General features: G+C 60.6%; 12 protein-coding genes. 7 read left to right on the top strand and 5 right to left on the bottom strand.

The window, feature by feature from the left end; all coding sequences use genetic code 11:
* Window positions 1–37: 37 nt before the first annotated feature.
* Complete coding sequence (locus tag HGP31_RS16095) at window positions 38–1,444, top strand: NAD(P)/FAD-dependent oxidoreductase (RefSeq protein WP_168758188.1); 1,407 nt, start codon at window positions 38–40, stop codon at window positions 1,442–1,444.
* A gap of 26 nt (window positions 1,445–1,470) precedes the next feature.
* Here HGP31_RS16095 and HGP31_RS16090 read toward each other — a convergent pair whose 3' ends face one another.
* Both HGP31_RS16090 and HGP31_RS16085 read right to left on the bottom strand, forming a co-directional pair.
* Window positions 1,471–2,130, bottom strand: coding sequence for an MliC family protein (locus HGP31_RS16090; RefSeq protein ID WP_168758187.1), 660 nt, complete (start codon window positions 2,128–2,130; stop codon window positions 1,471–1,473).
* Window positions 2,131–2,227: 97 nt separating this feature from the next.
* Window positions 2,228–2,452, bottom strand: a complete 225-nt coding sequence (locus HGP31_RS16085) for a YgdI/YgdR family lipoprotein (RefSeq protein WP_020800116.1) — start codon at window positions 2,450–2,452, stop codon at window positions 2,228–2,230.
* A gap of 196 nt (window positions 2,453–2,648) precedes the next feature.
* On the opposite strand from HGP31_RS16085, the gene HGP31_RS16080 reads away from it, so the two are divergent.
* The 3 genes from HGP31_RS16080 to HGP31_RS16070 are packed head-to-tail and all read left to right on the top strand — an operon-like array spanning window position 2,649 to window position 8,540.
* Complete coding sequence (locus HGP31_RS16080) at window positions 2,649–4,316, top strand: VRR-NUC domain-containing protein (RefSeq protein WP_168758186.1); 1,668 nt, start codon at window positions 2,649–2,651, stop codon at window positions 4,314–4,316.
* Window positions 4,313–6,625, top strand: coding sequence for an ATP-dependent DNA helicase (locus HGP31_RS16075; protein ID WP_168758185.1), 2,313 nt, complete (start codon window positions 4,313–4,315; stop codon window positions 6,623–6,625). Before HGP31_RS16080 ends, HGP31_RS16075 begins: the two co-directional genes overlap by 4 nt.
* A gap of 7 nt (window positions 6,626–6,632) precedes the next feature.
* Entirely contained in the window at window positions 6,633–8,540 is a 1,908-nt protein-coding gene (locus HGP31_RS16070; RefSeq protein ID WP_168758184.1) for a hybrid sensor histidine kinase/response regulator, read from the top strand.
* Between the two features lie 147 nt (window positions 8,541–8,687).
* On the opposite strand, the gene HGP31_RS16065 is transcribed toward HGP31_RS16070, so the two are convergent.
* From HGP31_RS16065 to HGP31_RS16055, 3 genes are all read right to left on the bottom strand, one after another.
* Window positions 8,688–9,164 (bottom strand): hemerythrin domain-containing protein, encoded by a 477-nt coding sequence (locus HGP31_RS16065; protein ID WP_020800112.1) that lies wholly within the window; start codon window positions 9,162–9,164, stop codon window positions 8,688–8,690.
* A gap of 203 nt (window positions 9,165–9,367) precedes the next feature.
* The gene (locus HGP31_RS16060; protein ID WP_168758183.1) at window positions 9,368–10,717 is read right to left on the bottom strand and encodes a cation:proton antiporter; all 1,350 of its coding nucleotides are present in this window, start codon (window positions 10,715–10,717) and stop codon (window positions 9,368–9,370) included.
* Window positions 10,718–10,843: 126 nt separating this feature from the next.
* Entirely contained in the window at window positions 10,844–11,701 is an 858-nt protein-coding gene (locus HGP31_RS16055) for an SDR family oxidoreductase (RefSeq protein WP_033044554.1), read from the bottom strand.
* A gap of 2,258 nt (window positions 11,702–13,959) precedes the next feature.
* Between HGP31_RS16055 and HGP31_RS16050 the strand changes: the two genes are divergently transcribed.
* The 3 genes from HGP31_RS16050 to HGP31_RS16040 all read left to right on the top strand — a co-directional run bounded on the left by HGP31_RS16050 (window position 13,960) and on the right by HGP31_RS16040 (window position 17,665).
* Complete coding sequence (locus tag HGP31_RS16050) at window positions 13,960–14,976, top strand: AraC family transcriptional regulator (RefSeq protein ID WP_168758182.1); 1,017 nt, start codon at window positions 13,960–13,962, stop codon at window positions 14,974–14,976.
* 246 nt (window positions 14,977–15,222) lie between these two features.
* Entirely contained in the window at window positions 15,223–16,887 is a 1,665-nt protein-coding gene (locus tag HGP31_RS16045; protein ID WP_168758181.1) for an AMP-binding protein, read from the top strand.
* A gap of 16 nt (window positions 16,888–16,903) precedes the next feature.
* Complete coding sequence (locus tag HGP31_RS16040; RefSeq protein ID WP_020800546.1) at window positions 16,904–17,665, top strand: SDR family NAD(P)-dependent oxidoreductase; 762 nt, start codon at window positions 16,904–16,906, stop codon at window positions 17,663–17,665.
* Window positions 17,666–17,671 lie beyond the last annotated feature (6 nt).

The raw sequence follows: 17,671 nt of genomic DNA, 5'->3' as shown, positions 1-17,671 counted from the left end.
GATCAACGCCATCGAAGTCTGAGTGGCGGAGTCTTGAATGCCGGCATGGCGCACTATCAGTTTGTGGATGGACCAACTCGACGAGCCTTTGCTGGCGCGTGCGGCGCTGGAACGGGATCTGGATGTCGATGTCGCGATTATCGGCGCGGGGTACACCGGGCTCTGGACCGCCTACTACCTGAAGCGACAGGCTCCTGGCCTGAATATTGTCATCATAGAAGCGCAAACAGCCGGTTTCGGTGCGTCGGGGCGTAACGGCGGGTGGTTGATGGGCAATCTGCTGGGCGAAGACCGGCTGCTCGCTTCGTTGTCACCCGAGCAACGTCGTGCCTCTTACGATTTGCTCCACGACATCCCTGATGAGGTGAAACGCGTCATCGAACGTGAAGGCATCGATTGCGATTATCGTAAAGGCGGCGCCCTCTATTGTGCCGCTCGCTACCCCGAGCAGGAGGCCACACTGCGCCAGTACCTGGACAAACTGTACGGCCAGGGTCTCAACGAAAACGACTACCGCTGGCTGAGCCCGGAGCAGATGGCGCAGCAAATTTGCCTGGCCAAGCCTTATGGCGCTATTTATGCGCCACATGTCGCGACCCTCCATCCGGCCAAGCTGGTCCGGGGACTGGCACGCGCGGTCGAGCGCATGGGCGTGCGGATCTACGAGAACAGCCCGGTGAATCATTGGCAGTCCGGCAGCGTTCGCACTGCCCAGGCGACGGTGCGCAGCCGCTGGGTGGTACCGGCTGTCGAAGGCTATTCGGTGACCTTGCCGCCCTTGGGACGTTATCAGTTGCCGGTGCAAAGCCTGATCGTGGCCACCGAACCGCTGTCGGCCGCCACCTGGGACGAGATTGGGCTGAGTCATGGCCAGGCCTTCAGCGAAAACAGTCGCCAGGTGACCTATGGCCAACGGACGGCAGATAACCGACTGATCTTTGGCGCGCGCGGGGGCTATCAGTTTGCCGGCAAGCTGCGCCATGACTTTGACCTGACGCGTAGCGAAATCGAGTTGCGGCGCTATCTGTTCGGCGAACTGTTTCCACAGCTTCGCAATGTGCAGATCACCCATGGCTGGGGCGGCAACCTGGGCATGTCACGGCACTTCAAGCCCCATATGCTCTGTGACCAGGCCAGCGGTATTGCCTTGTCCGGCGGTTATGGCGGGGAGGGGGTCGGTGCCAGCAACCTGGGTGGCAGGACCCTTGCCGACCTGATCCTGCAACGCGACACCGAGCGGGTTCGCCAACCGTGGGTAATTGCCAAGGGCGGACTGCACGCGCTCAAGGCCTGGGAGCCCGAACCTTGGCGCTGGCTCGGCTACAACGCGATCATTCGCAGCTTCGTCCACGAAGACCAGACTCTGGCCAACCCGACCAGCGCGCCATGGCGGCGCAGGCTCGCCAGCGGGGTCGCGGGGTTCATGGAAGGCTTGATGCACTGAACAGTGTTGCCTTCGATGATCCGTGATCAACTCACAGGTTCAACCGTGCACCTCATTTCACCTGCGCCCGGCATCCGCAACAGGGCATCGTTGCCGTTTTGCCAGAAGCTTTGGCTGCCCCTGTTGTCCTTGCCCTGGTACAGGGCTCCGGACGAACTCGGCACCTGTTCCAGCGTGGTCGAGGTATTGGCCCATTTCAGGTAAACCACTGCCGGTTCGACAGTGAAGAACGTGGCGGCCACCAGCGCGCCAAGCCCGGCGCAGCGAAAGGCCTGCGGACCTTCGGTGAGCCTGCTGGGGTCCTTGGTCCTGGCAATGGCCGAGCCTTGGCGCAGTTGGTGCGCACGCTCGGCATAGTGGCTCACCGTGCATGCCTTGGGATCGGCTTCGGTCGCGCATTGATCGCGGGCGAGCAGCCAGAAGCGCTGGTCGATCTCGACTTTGTCGGGTCGCGGCACCGAATGCTCATCGGTGAGCGCCAGGCGATACAGGCGCGTCAGCTCGATATCCATCTGCGCCAGTCGAGCGTCGCGACAGATAAGCTTTTCAACGGCCCCCCGGGCCGCGGCGCAGTCGAAGCTGGTATTGAAGGATCGAGCAGGTGTCGCGGCATTTGCACAAAGACTCATTGAAAACCAAGCGGCGACCGCGAGGAGGGGAGTCAGAAGTGGCGTGACCATTTTCATTTCGACACCATCATTCGGTCGCACTGGGTCTAACGCAGTGTAAGGCAGTGCTCGAAACCTGCCACACAGGGGGGCGCAGGCAACACGATTCGCGGGCTCAGTCTTCCTGGCGAATCGTGGCCACGTCATCGGCCTTGACTTTGACCTTGGCTCCGGAAATATCCTCGAACTCGAAGAAACCGTCCTTGGTCTTGGTTTTTGGCATGTCCTTGGTCAGATACTGGGTGCCGTTCTGCAGGGTGACCACCGTGGGCGTCGAGCAGCCGGCCAGGGCGATGAAGGCCGCTACCGCCATGGGAAACGCCAGAGTCTTGATGTTCATAATCACCTCTCATTGTTAAAAAAAACCAGTGTGGCTGTCGCAAGCGAATGCCGTTCCTTGGCGGTTGGTGCGATGCAACAGCAGAAAGTTCTATGCCCAAGGCAAAAATCCCTTAAAGCGCCTCCGCTTATCCTTTTCCATTTGCATGGGGCAGGGCGTTGCTGGTATCTGTATGCATAACCAGTGCTTGTTAATCGTGGCTCCTTTTCCCGTGACTGCAAATCCTCTCGACGACCCGTTCTACTACCTCAACAACTTCATGCAAGTGCTTGATTGGCTTGAGCAACGTTATGCCGACGTGTTGAGCGTCGAAGAGCACCGCTTTATTCATGACTTCAATGGTTTGCCCCGCGAGGCCCAGGCGCTGCTGGTCAGGCTGGTCATGCGCAAGGGCGTGCATTTTCGCGTCAGCAAATTGCATTACGTCGAGATCGGCGATATCGCCAGCGCAGCCCGGCCGTTGCTCGAATTGGGCTGGCTCGACGAGCACCAGCCGTTGTCGGTCGAGGCGTTATTTGAAGTGTTGCTCAAGGCGGAAATTCTTCAATGCCTGGGCAGTGCCATTACTCAACCCAAGGGTAAAAAGACCGACTGGCTACCGGCTCTGTGCGAGCAGTTTCCTCACGAGCAATCCTTTAAGGATTGGTGTCCGGCGCTGGGTGACCGCTTGTTCAGCCTGACCATCATGGGCCTGTGCGATCGCCTGCGCTTGATGTTTTTTGGCAATCTTTACCAGGATTGGTCTGAATTCGTCTTGGCGGACCTTGGGGTCTTCACCTATGAAAAAGTCGAGTTTTGCGCCGATTCCCGAGGCTTGCGCAGCCGCGAGGACGTCGATGCCTGCCTGTTCCTTTACCAGTGCCAGCAGCTTTTCGAGGCCGGTGAGTCGGTGGCCGCCATTGTCACTCAGATCAACGGCCTGGCACTGGGCAATCCCTGGCTGCAGAGGCGTCGTGACAAGCTCTTATTCCAGATGGGCCAGGCGTGCGAGCGCGCCGGTGATTTCTGCGCCGCGTTGACCCTGTACCGGGACTGCGTGTATCCCGGCGCGCGCTTGCGCATGATCCGTGTGCTGGAACGCTGCGGTGAGTACCCACTGGCCCTTGACCTGGCGTGCCAGGCCGAACAAGCACCGCAAAACGCCGCGGAACAGCAACACCTGCTGCGTGTCCTGCCCAGGTTGCGTCGCAAGCTGGGCGGGCCGGCGGTCAAGCGTCCGGCCCCACGACAGATGGAACGCCTGGAGCTGCAACTGAGCAGGACCGACCCGATGTTGTCAGTGGAGGACTACGTGCAGGCGCACCTGGGCGAAGACTCGGCACCGGTTCATTACGTCGAAAACAGCCTGGTCAACTCGCTGTTCGGGTTGCTGTGCTGGCCGGCGATATTCGCCCCGCTGCCGGGGGCGTTTTTCCATCCGTTCCAACGCGGTCCGGTGGACCTGCTGAGCGAAGACTTCCACAGCCGCCGGGCCGAGTTGTTCCAGGCCTGCCTCGATGAACTCGACGACGGTCGATACCTTGAGACCATCCGCCTGCGCTATGCCCAAAAGTGGGGCGTGCAGTCGCCATTCGTGTTCTGGGGCGCACTCAGCGAGCCGTTGCTGGAGCAGGCGCTGGACTGCTTGCCCGCCGAACACCTCAAGCACTGGTTCAACCGGTTGTTACTGGACATCAAGGCCAATCGGGCGGGCATGCCCGACCTGATCCAGTTCTGGCCGCAGGAAAAAACCTACCGCATGATCGAAGTCAAGGGGCCCGGGGATCGCCTGCAGGATAACCAGCTGCGCTGGCTGGAGTTCTGTCATGAGCACCGGATGCCGATTGCCGTGTGTTATGTGCAATGGGCGGAGCAGGGCGCTTGAGCTACAGCATCGCGGTGCGGGCGTTATGTGAGTTCACCGCCAAGGTCGGGGACCTCGACTTGCGCTTCACTCCCTCGCCGACCGCCCTGGAAGGCATCGTCGGGCACCGTACGGTAGCGTCACGGCGCAGTGACGACTACCAGAGTGAAGTCGCCCTCGAAGGTGCGTATCAGGGCCTGACGGTCAAGGGCAGAGCGGATGGCTATGATCCCTCGCAAAATTGCCTCGAAGAGATCAAGACCTACCGTGGTGACTTGAGCAAGCAACCGGCCAACCACCGGCAATTGCATTGGGCACAGGCCAAGGTCTATGGCTGGCTGATGTGCCGCAAACTGAACCTGGCGCAGATCAACCTAGCGCTGGTGTATTTCGATATCGTCAGCGAAAGGGAAACTTGTCTGCTCGAGGCGTTCAGCGCCGCCGAGCTCGGGCAGTTCTTCGAACACCATTGCGGCCTGTTCCTGCACTGGGCCGAACAGGAAACAGCCCATCGCCAAAGGCGTGACCTTGCGGCCCGACAGCTGGCGTTTCCCCATGCCGAGTTTCGCCCCGGGCAGCGTCACCTCGCCGAATCGGTGTTCAAGGCGGTCAGCACCGGGCGTTGCCTGATGGCCCAGGCACCCACGGGGATTGGCAAGACCATCGGCACCCTGTTCCCGCTGCTCAAGGCCCTGGCGCCGCAGCAACTGGACAAGCTGTACTTTCTCACGGCGAAAACCCCGGGACGCAAGCTGGCCCTGGACGCCGCGCAGGTGATCCTCGACTGCAGCGATGCACCGCCTTTGCGGATTCTGGAAATGATCGCCCGGGACAAGGCCTGTGAACATCCGGACAAGGCCTGTCACGGTGAATCCTGTCCGTTGGCCCAGGGCTTCTACGATCGATTGCCGGCGGCACGCCAGGCCGCCAGCGAGCTGGGCCTTTTGAACCAGAGCGCATTGCGCCAGGTCGCTTTGGAGCATGAGGTGTGCCCGTATTACCTGAGCCAGGAAATGGCGCGCTGGGCCGATGTGGTCGTTGCCGATTACAACTATTACTTCGATTTCAGTGCGCTGCTGTTCGGCCTGGCCCAGGCCAACAACTGGAAAGTCGCGGTACTGGTCGACGAAGCCCACAACCTGGTGGAACGTGGTCGTCAGATGTACAGCGCGAGCCTCGACCAATCGACCCTCGACGGAGTTCGGAAAACCGCTCCCGAGGTGTTGAAAAAAAGCCTGCAGCGAGTCAACCGCGAATGGAACGCCTTGCATAACCAGCAGTCTGCTGCTTATCAGGCCTATGACAAGCCACCGGAAAAACTGCTCCAGGCCTTGTCGTCGTGCAGCGCCAGCATCGGCGATTACCTTAACGATCATCCGCAGGGACTGGACAGTGCATTGCAAAGCTTTTACTTCGAGGTACTGCAGTTCTGTCGGGTGGCCGAACTTTTTGACCAGCAGTACCTGTTCGACATCAGCAAACGCGACCTCGACCGCAAGCGCAACCTCTCGCAACTGTGTCTGCGCAACGTTGTGCCCGCGGGCTTCATTGGGCCGCGCCTGAGCGCTGCCCGCAGCACCGCCCTGTTCTCGGCGACCCTCAGCCCTCGCCACTATTACGCCGACTTGCTGGGTACGCCGGCGAATACCGTGTGCATCGACGTCGAGTCGCCTTTTCATGCCGATCAGCTACATGTACAGATCATCAACCAGATCTCCACGCGTTTCGTTCATCGCCAGGCATCCCTGGCGCCGATCGTCGAACTGATCGCCCGGCAGTTCATGCGGCGCCCCGGCAATTACCTGGCGTTTTTCAGCAGTTTCGATTACCTGCAGCAAGTGGCGCAGTTGCTCGCCGAGCGTTATCCCGGGATCAATCTATGGTCACAGTCACGGGGCATGGCGGAGGCGCAACGCCAGGCGTTCCTCGACCGGTTCACCGCCGAAGGCCAGGGCGTGGGCTTTGCGGTGTTGGGCGGGGCGTTTGGCGAAGGCATCGATTTGCCGGGTGCACGCTTGATTGGCGCGTTCATCGCCACCCTGGGGTTGGCGCAGCTCAACCCGGTCAACGAGCAACTCAAGCAGCGCATGGCGGCCATGTTCGGTGCGGGCTACGACTACACCTACCTGTATCCCGGCGTGCAAAAAGTGGTGCAGGCCGCTGGCAGAGTGATTCGTACACAGCAGGACCAAGGCGTGGTGATGTTGATCGATGACCGGTTTGGCGACAACAAGGTCAGGCAACTGCTGCCGCGCTGGTGGTCAATTGCTTCGGCGGCTGTTCAAATGGACGGTTTATCGCATACTGCTGAGTTACAGCACCCGATGTGAGGGATCAATGAGCGAAGATCGAATCCAGGCCAGGGTCATTGAGGACAGGCGCTTGCGCCTGCTGATCGATGCGGTGGTTGACTACGCGATCTACATGATTGACCCCGATGGCATCATTACCAGCTGGAACGCAGGGGCCCGGCGGTTCAAGGGCTATGAGGAGGCCGAGATTCTCGGCCAGCATTTTTCGCGCTTCTACACCGATGAAGATCGTCGTGCCGGCTTGCCTCAGCGGGCGCTGGACACGGCCATTCGCGAGGGCCGATTCGAAGGTGAAGGCTGGCGTGTGCGCAAGGACGGCACGCATTTCTGGTCCCACGTGGTGATCGATCCGATTTACGACCCGTCGGGCACGCTGCTGGGATTTGCCAAGATTACCCGTGACCTGACCGACCGCAAGATGGCCGAAGAGACCCTCAAGCAAAGCGAGCAACAGTTTCGCTTACTGGTGCAAAGCGTCACGGACTACGCCATCTACATGCTGGCCCCGGATGGTCGCGTGACCAACTGGAACCTGGGAGCCCAACGGATCAAGGGCTATTTGCCCGAAGAAGTTATTGGCCAGCACTTTTCGATGTTCTACACCCCCGAAGACAAGGCGAGCGGCTTACCCGGCCGGGCATTGGAGATTGCCACGCGTGAGGGGCGCTTCGAGAACAAGGGATGGCGAGTGCGCAAGGACGGCACAAGGTTCCTGGCTCACGTCGTGGTTGACCCGATCTGGGGAGACACCGGTACGTTGCTAGGCTTTGCCAAGATCACCCGCGACATCACCGAAGCGACCCAGGCGCAGCAGGCACTTGAACAAACCCGCGAAGCGCTGTTCCAGGCGCAAAAGATGCAAGCCATCGGCCAGCTCAGTGGGGGGATTGCCCACGACTTCAATAATCTGCTCACAGTCATTCTTGGCAATCTGGAAATCGTGCGCAAACGCCTGGCGGACGACCCGAAAATCGTCCGGTTGCTCGACAACGCCACCCAGGGTGCATTGCGCGGCGTGTCCTTGACCCAGCGCATGCTGGCTTTTGCCAGGAAGCAAGAGCTCAAATCCGAACCTGTGGAACTTCCCGCCCTGGTGCAGGGCATCAGCGGACTGCTGCGCAGTTCCCTGGGACCGTCGGTGGCACTGGAAACCCGTTTTCCAGAGCGGATCGAGCCGGTCCTGGCCGATATCAACCAGCTCGAATTGGCGATGCTGAACCTGGCCACCAACGCCCGCGATGCCATGCCCGACGGCGGAAAAATCGTCATCAGCGCCCGCGTTGAAACTATCTCTGATCCGTTACGGGCGGGGCGTTATGTGTGCCTGAGCATCACCGACACCGGCGACGGGATGGATGAAGCAACGCTGGCCTCGGCAATGGATCCGTTCTTCACCACCAAAGGGCTGGGCAAGGGGACTGGACTGGGGCTGTCGATGGTCCATGGCTTCATCGAACAACTGGGCGGTCGATTCATTCTCAAGAGTCAGAAAAACCAGGGCACGACTGCAGAACTGTGGTTGCCCGTGGCCTCGGAAGACTCGATAGCGGCCCCCCTTGCCGAGGAGCCGGCAACGCCGGAAGTCCCTCGCTTGTGCATCCTGGTGGTGGACGACGACAGCCTGGTGTTGACCAGCACTTGCCTGTTGCTGGAAGACCTCGGTCACCAGGTGATCACCGCAACGTCGGGCGCTCAGGGACTGGAGGCGTTCGAAAACAATACGGGCATCGATCTCGTCATTACCGATATGGCGATGCCTCAGATGAGTGGCGCGCAATTGGCGCAAGCCATCCGCGAGCGCAACCCCGACATGCCGATCATCCTGGCCACTGGATATGCCGAGCGCCTGGAAGGGTTTGCAGCCAGGTTGCCGCGCTTGTCCAAGCCGTTTACCCAGTTGAACCTGGTGGAAATTATCGCCTCAGCCATGTAGGAGCGAGCATGTCGAATCGTCGCACCGTCGCGATGGTCGTCAACGATGACGCTGGTCACCTGACACCCCTCGGAGCTCTCAAGTTCATCGCGAGCATGCTCGCTCCTACAGGTTTTTCACTCGCCGTCGTTATTGTGCACCTGGATCTCAGGCCGCCATATGCGAGGCGTCGAGTTCCTTTTTCAGGCGGGCCTTGAGGGTCTCCATTTTTGCCCCCAGTTCATCCAGCGTCGCTTTACCCAGCAGCTTCCTGGCTTGGGGAAACATCGTGGTCTCTTCCTCTTCAATGTGGTGTTCGAGCAGTTCCTTGACCACCTTGACGCGACCGGCGAACTCGGGCGTGGATGGGTCGGTGACTTTCAGGTCCGGCAGCACCAGGGAATCCACCGTACGGTGTTCTTCCTTGGCTTCGTAATACATGATGTCCTGCTCCTTGCCACCGGCTTCCTTGTACGCCGGGTACAGGACGTCTTCTTCAAGACGGGTATGAATCGAAATTTCCATTTCCAGCTTTGCAAGCAGATCGGCGCGTTTTTTCAGGCCGCGCTCGGTGGACTCACTCAGTTGGCTGAGGATGCCTTTTACGCGTTCATGGTCGGCTTTCAACAGGTCTATGGCATTCATGGTCGGGTTTCTCCAGATTGAGGGCAGCTCGCACGGTTAATTCCGCAGGACACTCATCGTTGTGGAGCATTTGTCGTGCCGCTTTGATGTCTCAGGTAAACGCCTGAAATTCAATGGGTTACAAGCGCTAATGGCCATTAGGGGTCATGCAGGCTGCATGAAGCCGGGATTTGGCTCATGCACTTCGCCACAGCCGTGAGCGATCAAGCAGATGGGGGCTTTTGCCGCTCATAGTGGGCGAGAAGCGGCTGGGTGCTGATGCCGTGAATCAGAATGCTCAGTGCGACCACCGAGAGCGTGAGGTCGGTGCACAAGGTGGCCATCGTCGGTGCGAGGTTGTGATTCAAGGCGTAGAACAGGTAGTAAAAACTACCGATGCCGCGAATCCCGAACCAGCCGATCAACAGCCGTTGCTTGCCGTCAAGCAACGTTCCCCAAGGCACCAGCGCGACAATCAGCGGCCGGATCACGCAGAACAGTACCAACGCAACCGCCAGCGCGCGCCAGTCCCAGTGACCCACCAGCACGACCCCGAGCAACGTCACCAGGAACACCTCCATGGCCCGTTCGACCAGGCTGCCGAAGGACAGCATGTCGCCGATCATGATCCCGGCCGCCACCTGCGCTTCCTCCAGGTTCGCCACATCGCCATGCACGGCGGCATCGGGCTCGACGTTCTGATGACCCACCACTGGCTGCACCAGATGCTCGGCGGGCGTCTGGGAGTAACCCATCGACTTGACCTCGGCCCGACGCAGCCCCAGGCCTGCCGCGAACACCGCCAGGAAACCGTAGCCATGGACCGACTCTGCCGCGACGTACGCCAGGGCGATAAGGGCAAAGGTCAGGTAGTCGTTGGGCGACAGAGTGCTGTCGGCATTTCTGATGCGCATGGACAATGTGAGGCGCCCGATCACGCGCCCCATGCCATAGCCGACCAGCAAGCCAGCAGGCACCGCCCACAGCAGGCGCTTGAGCGCCCAGTCATCGAGCCATGCAGTGGATGCGCCGCTGCCTTGCTCGATAAACAGCAAGCCCAGGATCACAAAGGGAAATGCAATGCCATCGTTGAGCCCGGCCTCACCGGACAGGCCGAAGCGCACCGCGTCGACGTCCTTGGCATCGTTGACCTGTACCAGCGAGGCCAGTACCGGGTCGGTGGGCGCCAGGATCGCACCGATCAGCAGCGACGGTCCCCAGGGCAGGTCGAAGGCGTAATGCAGCAACAGGCAAACACCGATAATGGTCAGGACCATGACTGGCCCGGCCAGCCCGAAAGCTACGCGCCACCTTCGGTCTCTCAGGGGCAGGCGCAGCTTGAGGCCACAGACGAACAACGAAAAGAGCACCGCGACTTCCGTCAGGTGCTCCATCCAGAACGCGGCGTCCTTGATGTCCAGCCTCAGCCAGCCCAGCCCCGCCGGCCCGATGCCCACCCCCAACGCCAGGCACACGGCCGAGGTGGTCACCGGCATCCAGCGCAGATAGGACGAGGTCAGTGCCAGCGTCAGCAGCACGGCACCCAGCACCGCAACCCAGGCAATGAAACTCATGGCCCGTGTTTGACGAAAGGTGCGGACATGACGACCTCCAGATATGGAAAGGCCCGTCACCCAGGCCTGTGAACTGTTGAGCATTGAAACAGTGGCCCGGTTCCATTTTTCAGGGGCATCGCGTTATCACAGGATCGGCTTGCCCCCGGTCACCCCAAAACGCTGGCCGGTGATGTAGCTGCCTTCGTCCGAGGCCAGTAGCACATAGATCGGCGCCACTTCCACCGGCTGGCCCGGACGGCCAAGCGGGGTGTTGGCGCCGAAGTTCTGTACCGTTTCCTCTGGCATGGTCGAGACGATCAGCGGCGTCCAGATCGGTCCCGGCGCCACGCTGTTGACCCGGATATTCTTCGGTCCGAGCATTTGCGCCAGGCCGGCGGTGAAGTTGGCGATCGCGCCCTTGGTCGTGGCATACGCCAGCAGGGTGGGGTTGGGCATGTCGGAGTTGACCGAGCTGGTGTTGATAATCGAACTGCCGGGCTGCATGTGCTTGAGGGCCGCCTGGCAGATCCTGAAAATGGCGGTGATGTTGACGTCGAAGGTCATCACCCATTCTTCGTCAGGAATGTCCTCGAGGTTTTCGTGGGTCATCTGGAACGCCGCGTTGTTGACCAGGATGTCGATGCGGCCGAAGCGCTCGACCGTTTTCTCCACCAATGCCCGGCAATGCACCTTGTGCGCCAGGTCGCCGGGCAGCAGCAGGCATTGGCGGCCAGCCTGTTCAACCCAGCGCGCGGTTTCCTGCGCATCTTCCTGCTCATCAAGATAGGCCACGGCCACGTCGGCACCTTCACGGGCGAAGGCAATGGCCACGGCGCGGCCTATGCCGCTATCACCCCCGGTAATCAGGGCAATCTTGCCGGTCAGTCGACCCGAACCCTTGTAGCTCTGCTCGCCGCAATCGGGGTACGGGTCCATTTTGCGTTGGGAGCCGGGGACGGGTTGGTGTTGTTTGGGGAAGGGTGGTTTTGGGTAGTCGTTCATCATTGATCTCCGGGTTAAAGGTTGGGCGGTCAAAGGGTTGACCTTGGCCTTTTGGGTGGAGTTCGGTTGGATGAAGAACCATTGGAATCGTTGTTTGTTGATAGAGTACTTATTCGTTGCTGCGGTAACGGCCGCTTAGGGTTTCGCTTTTACTGTAGGAGCCAGGCTTGCCGGCGAAGGCGTCCTGGCGGCCAATGGGGGGGGGCTGAGTACATATCCATTCCTGCGGTAACGGCCACTTAGGGTTTCGCTTTACTGTAGGAGCCATGCTTGCCGGCGAAGGCGTCCTGGCGGCCAATGGGTGGGGGCTGAGTACATATCCATTCCTGCGGTAACGGCCTCTTAGGGTTTAGCTTTTGCTGTAGGAGCCAGGCTTGCCGGCGAAGGCGTCCTGGCGGCCAATGGGTGGGGGCTGAGTACATATCCATTCCTGCGGTAACGACCACTTAGGGTTTCGCTTTTACAGCGAGTCACTTGGAAGAGCCCCAAGTAACCAAGGGCTCTTGCCCCTGGCGTTCGGTGCCTCGCTAATGCTCGGCATGCCCTCGCTCCGGTCCTGCTCCGTGGGTCGCCGCGATGGGCCATCCTTGGCCCAGCGCGGCTAAACCGGCATCCCTGCCGGTTTACCCACTGCGCAGAACCTCCACTCGGCCTCTCGATGGGGCAAGAAAATCAAAAGCCAAAGCAACAGCGAGGCGGCCTTAAAGCCGACCTGATTGCAGGCTTGTCCGCGTTCCCCTGTAGGAGCGAGCATGCTCGCGATGAACCTGAGAGCGCCGCGGGCTGACAGGTGCCCAGCGTCATCGTTAATGACCATCGTCGGAACGCCGCCCGGAGCATGCTCGCTCCTACAGGGGATCCAGGTGCACCCGTCAAAGTCAGGTCGGCTTTAAGGCCGCCTCGCCTTGCTGTTGATCGCGGGCGCCCCGTTAACCACTATGGCTGAACGCAGGCATTGCGCAGTGGGTAAACCGGCAGGACGCCGGTTTAGCCGCGCTGGGCCAGGGATGGCCCATCGCGGCGACCCACGGAGCAATGCCTTCGTTCTGGCATGCCGAGCCCTAGCGAGGCACCGAGTGGTGGGGTGAAGACTTTTGCTTCCTTTTTGGCGTTTGAAAAAGGGAGTCGCCGTAAGGGCGAAACCCTAAGTGGCCGTTACCGCAGCAATGGATATGTACTCCGACAACCGATTTCACATAGGGCTTCCTGTGACGCCCCGCATCACCGTTGCGCACGGCTCAATTAATGCGTCGTCAGCGGAACGCGGAGCGTCCCTGGCGGCATTCCCACGCAGAGCGTGGGAACGATCAAAGCACAGGCATCACCAAAAGCAGGTCGGCTTTCAGGCCGCCTCGCTTTGCTTTTGATCGCGGGCGCCCCGTTAACCACGATGGCCGAACGCAGGCATTGCGCAGTGGGTAAACCGGCAGGACGCCGGTTTAGCCGCGCTGGGCCAGGGACGGCCCATCGCGGCGACCCACGGAGCAATGCCTTCGTTCTGGCATGCCGAGCCCAAGCGAGGCACCGAGTGGTGGGGCACAGCCTTTTGCTTCCTTTTTGGCGTTTGAAAAAGGGAGTCGCCGTAAGGGCGAAACCCTAAGTGGCCGTTACCGCAGGAATGGATATGTACTCCGACAACCGATTTCACATAGGGCTTCCTGTGACGCCCCGCATCACCGTTGCGCACGGCTCAATTAATGCGTCGTCAGCGGAACGCGGAGCGTCCCTGGCGGCATTCCCACGCAGAGCGTGGGAACGATCAAAGCACAGGCATCACCAAAAGCAGGTCGGCTTTCAGGCCGCCTCGCTTTGCTTTTGATCGCGGGCGCCCCGTTAACCACGATGGCCGAACGCAGGCATTGCGCAGTGGGTAAACCGGCAGGACGCCGGTTTAGCCGCGCTGGGCCAGGGACGGCCCATCGCGGCGACCCACGGAGCAATGCCTTCGTTCTGGCATGCCGAGCCCTAGCGAGGCACCGAGTGGTGGGGCACAGCCTTTTGCTTCCTTTTTGGCGTTTGAAAAAGGGAGTCGCTGTAAAAGCGAAACCATAAGCGGCCGTTACCGCAGGAATGGATATGTACGCAGTCAACAAAAGATAAGCGGCCGTTACCGCAGGAACGGATATGTACGCAGTCAACAAAAGATAGGCTACCAGCCACCTTCACCGATAAGCCACCTGCTACAGGGATCTGCGCCAGGCAGGCGGCTGCGTTAATATGCCCACCTCCTCGAACCAGAACAGGGCTCGCCTCGCGTAATGTCGGAAAAAGACACTATTTCCATTCAGTTGGTGCGTGAAGCGCTGCTGCAAAGTTGCGAGCCGGGCGCAGCCACCGACGAGGTATTGCACAAGGTCGGCATTGATCCGGCATTGCTCGCCAGCAGCGACGCCCGTGTTGCGGCCAGCGCTTATGCGCGCTTGTGGCGCTTGCTGGCGCGGCGTGGGGATGACGAGTTTTTCGGCATGGACCCGCGCAAGCTCAAATCCGGCAGCCTGGAGTTCCTCTGTCGCTGCGCCATGGTCCAGCCCAGCCTGGCGGCCGGGCTCACCACGGGTTTGAGTTTCCTGTCGTTGATGCTCGAGCGCATGCCTGCCGAGCTGGTTCATCAGCAAAGCCTGGCGGAAATCGTGTTGCTCGAAGACGGCCATGAGCCGCGTCGGGCTTTCACTTATTTTACCTACTGGATGATCGTGCACGGCGTGGCCTGCTGGTTGGCAGGACGTCGAATTCCCATCCTGGCAATCGAGCTGCGCTGTGCGCAGCCGGATTTCTGCCATGACTATCAGGTGATGTTCTCCGAGAACCTGCGTTTCGACCGACCGCGTACACGGATGATCTTTTCCGCTGACTGCCTGGGCCTGCCGATCAAGCGCAGCCTTGAGGAGCTGCGGCGTTTCCTGGCCCATGCGCCGGCCAACATCCTGGTCAAGTACCGCGACCCGCAAAGCCTGGCCAGCCGAATCAAGCAGGACCTGCGGCATCTGCCCGCCGAGCAGTGGCCGGAAACCGAGGTCCTGGCGCAAAGCTTGTGCATGTCGGCCTCGACCCTGCGCCGTCGCCTTGCCGAGGAAGGCCAGACGTATCAGGGGCTCAAGGACAGCGTGCGCAAGGAACTGGCCATCGCCTGGCTGGCGGAACCGGCCATCAGCTTCGCCGACATCGCCGCCCGGCTGGGGTTTGCCGATACAAGTTCGTTCTACAAGGCATTTCGCAAATGGTCGGGGTCCAACCCCGGGCATTACCGCAGTTTGATTCTCAACGAATCTCCCTAACCCCCCTGTAGGAGCTGCCGCAGGCTGCGATCTTTTGATCCTGATCTTTTCGGGGCCGCTGAAAAACAGATCAAAAGATCGCAGCCTGCGGCAGCTCCTACAGGGATCGCGTTCCCAGGTTGGTTTTTGGCCAAACCAGTCAAGCAACTTGATAACTTTGACCATTGCCCCACACCCCGCCTGGAGCGAGTATTTCCCTGTTGGTTACGGTTCCCCCACCTAACAAAAAATACAGGGACTCTGGCAATGCGCGATTACTTGTCTGCTGTTTCACAGTTCAACTACCAGCACACCGTCGATGCCGCACTCGCAGGCAATCTGACCGCTCTCAACGCCTGTATCGAATGTTGCGACCGGCATGCGCTCCCTGGGCGTATCGCGTTGTTCTGGGAGGGACGTGACGGCACCAGCGCGACCTACACTTTCACCGACCTGCAGGACAAAGCCGCGCGTTTCGCCAACTTCCTGCTGGCCCAAGGCGTGAAGAAAGGCGACAAAGTCGCCGGGCTCCTGCCACGCAATATCGAATTGCTGATCACCGTGTTTGCCACCTGGCGCATCGGCGCGGTGTATCAACCGTTGTTCACCGCTTTCGGCCCCAAGGCCATCGAGCATCGCCTGGGTAGTTCCGGAGCCAAAGTAGTGGTGACCGACGCGGTCAATCGCTCGAAACTCGCGGAAGTCGCCGACTGCCCAACCATCGTCACCGTCGCAGGTGCCAAAGGGCAGGGCATTGTCCGTGGTGACTACAGCTTCTGGGCCGAACTGGCCAACTACGGCAATGATTGCGAACCGGTGCTGCTGACCGGCGAAGACCCGTTCCTGCTGATGTTTACCTCGGGCACCACTGGCCCTTCAAAAGCGCTGTCGGTGCCGCTCAAGGCCATCGCCGCCTTCAAGGGCTACACCCTTGACGCAGTGGATCTGCGCCCCGAAGACGCCTTCTGGAACCTGGCCGACCCGGGCTGGGCCTATGGCATCTATTTCGGCGTGACAGGTCCGCTGTCCATGGGGCATCCGATTACTTTCTACGATGGTCCGTTCACCCTGGAAAGCACCTGCCGGGTGATCAACAAGTACGGGATCACCAACCTCACCGGCTCACCGACGGCTTATCGCCTGTTGATCGCCGGTGGCGAGGAATTCGCCAGGTCGATCAAGGGCAAGCTGCGCATTGTCAGCAGCGCCGGCGAGCCGCTGAACCCGGAAGTGATCCGTTGGTTCGCCGATAACCTGGACGTGGTCATCCATGACCATTACGGCCAGACCGAACTGGGCATGGTGCTGTGTAACCACCATGGCCTGGAGCACCCGATCCATATGGGCGCCGCCGGTTTTGCCTCGCCCGGCCACCGCATCGTGGTGCTGGACGATGACTACCGGGAACTGGGCGTCGGCCAGCCGGGGATTCTCGCCATCGACCGTACCCAATCGCCGATGTGCTGGTTCGCTGGCTACGAAGGCGCGCCGACCAAGGCCTTCGTCGGCAATTACTACTTGAGCGGCGACACGGTCGAGTGGAACCCGGACGGCAGCATCAGCTTCGTCGGCCGTAGCGACGACGTGATCACCACCTCCGGCTACCGCGTCGGCCCGTTCGATGTGGAAAGCGCATTGATCGAGCACCCGGCGGTGGTGGAAGCCGCAGTGGTCGGCAAGCCCGATCCGGAGCGCACCGAGCTGGTCAAGGCCTTCGTCGTGATCTGCTCGCAATACCGCGCAACCCCGGAGCTGGCCGAAGAGTTGCGCCAATACGTGCGCAAGCGCCTGGCGGCGCACTCGTATCCCCGCGAAATCGAATTTGTCAGCGAGTTGCCGAAAACCCCAAGCGGCAAATTGCAGCGCTTTATCTTGCGCAACCAGGAAGTCGCCAAGGCTCAAGAGGCCGCGGCGAAGAACGTTCCAGCTTGAATCCAAGGAAACAATCATGCAGATCGAAAACAAGGTTTTTCTCGTCACCGGCGGTGCTTCCGGCCTCGGTGCGGCCACTGCTGAAATGCTGGTCGCGGCCGGCGCCAAGGTGATGCTGGTGGACATGAATGCCGAGGCTGTCGCGGCGCAGGCCCAGCGCCTGGGCGCGCAAAGCGTGGTGGCAGACATCAGCAGCGAAGCAGCGGCCGAGGCCGCGGTGCAGGCAACGGTCAAGGCCTTCGGTGGCCTCAATGGCCTGGTCAACTGTGCCGGCATCGTGCGTGGCGAAAAGATTCTGGGCAAGAACGGTCCGCATGCGCTGGCAAGCTTCAGCCAGGTGATCAACGTCAACCTGATCGGCAGCTTCAACATGTTGCGCCTGGCCTCGGCGGCGATTGCCGAAACCGAAGCGGACGCCGATGGCGAGCGCGGCGTGATCATCAACACCGCCTCTGCGGCGGCTTACGACGGCCAGATCGGCCAGGCGGCGTACTCGGCGTCCAAGGGGGCGATCGTCAGCCTGACCTTGCCGGCCGCCCGTGAACTGGCGCGCTTCGGTATCCGCGTGATGACCATCGCCCCGGGCATTTTCGAAACGCCGATGATGGCCGGCATGACCCAGGAAGTGCGCGACTCCCTGGCTGCCGGCGTGCCGTTTCCACCGCGCCTGGGCAAACCCGCCGAGTACGCTTCGCTGGTCCGGCATATCATTGAAAACAGCATGCTCAATGGCGAGGTGATCCGTCTCGACGGTGCCTTGCGCATGGCGGCCAAATAAGGAGGA

It is taken from the genome of Pseudomonas umsongensis (assembly GCF_012647205.1).
GTDB lineage: Bacteria > Pseudomonadota > Gammaproteobacteria > Pseudomonadales > Pseudomonadaceae > Aquipseudomonas > Aquipseudomonas umsongensis.
This window is presented reverse-complemented; position numbering and strand designations above follow the sequence as displayed.

What these genes read in the sequence shown, in the direction of transcription:
- HGP31_RS16070 (WP_168758184.1), top strand. Translation starts at nt 6,633, where the DNA reads ATGAGCGAAGATCGAATCCAGGCCAGGGTCATTGAGGACAGGCGCTTG.
- HGP31_RS16085 (WP_020800116.1), bottom strand. Translation starts at nt 2,452, where the DNA reads ATGAACATCAAGACTCTGGCGTTTCCCATGGCGGTAGCGGCCTTCATC.
- HGP31_RS16055 (WP_033044554.1), bottom strand. Translation starts at nt 11,701, where the DNA reads ATGAACGACTACCCAAAACCACCCTTCCCCAAACAACACCAACCCGTC.
- HGP31_RS16090 (WP_168758187.1), bottom strand. Translation starts at nt 2,130, where the DNA reads ATGAAAATGGTCACGCCACTTCTGACTCCCCTCCTCGCGGTCGCCGCT.
- HGP31_RS16040 (WP_020800546.1), top strand. Translation starts at nt 16,904, where the DNA reads ATGCAGATCGAAAACAAGGTTTTTCTCGTCACCGGCGGTGCTTCCGGC.
- HGP31_RS16045 (WP_168758181.1), top strand. Translation starts at nt 15,223, where the DNA reads ATGCGCGATTACTTGTCTGCTGTTTCACAGTTCAACTACCAGCACACC.
- HGP31_RS16060 (WP_168758183.1), bottom strand. Translation starts at nt 10,717, where the DNA reads ATGAGTTTCATTGCCTGGGTTGCGGTGCTGGGTGCCGTGCTGCTGACG.
- HGP31_RS16050 (WP_168758182.1), top strand. Translation starts at nt 13,960, where the DNA reads ATGTCGGAAAAAGACACTATTTCCATTCAGTTGGTGCGTGAAGCGCTG.
- HGP31_RS16065 (WP_020800112.1), bottom strand. Translation starts at nt 9,164, where the DNA reads ATGAATGCCATAGACCTGTTGAAAGCCGACCATGAACGCGTAAAAGGC.
- HGP31_RS16095 (WP_168758188.1), top strand. Translation starts at nt 38, where the DNA reads ATGCCGGCATGGCGCACTATCAGTTTGTGGATGGACCAACTCGACGAG.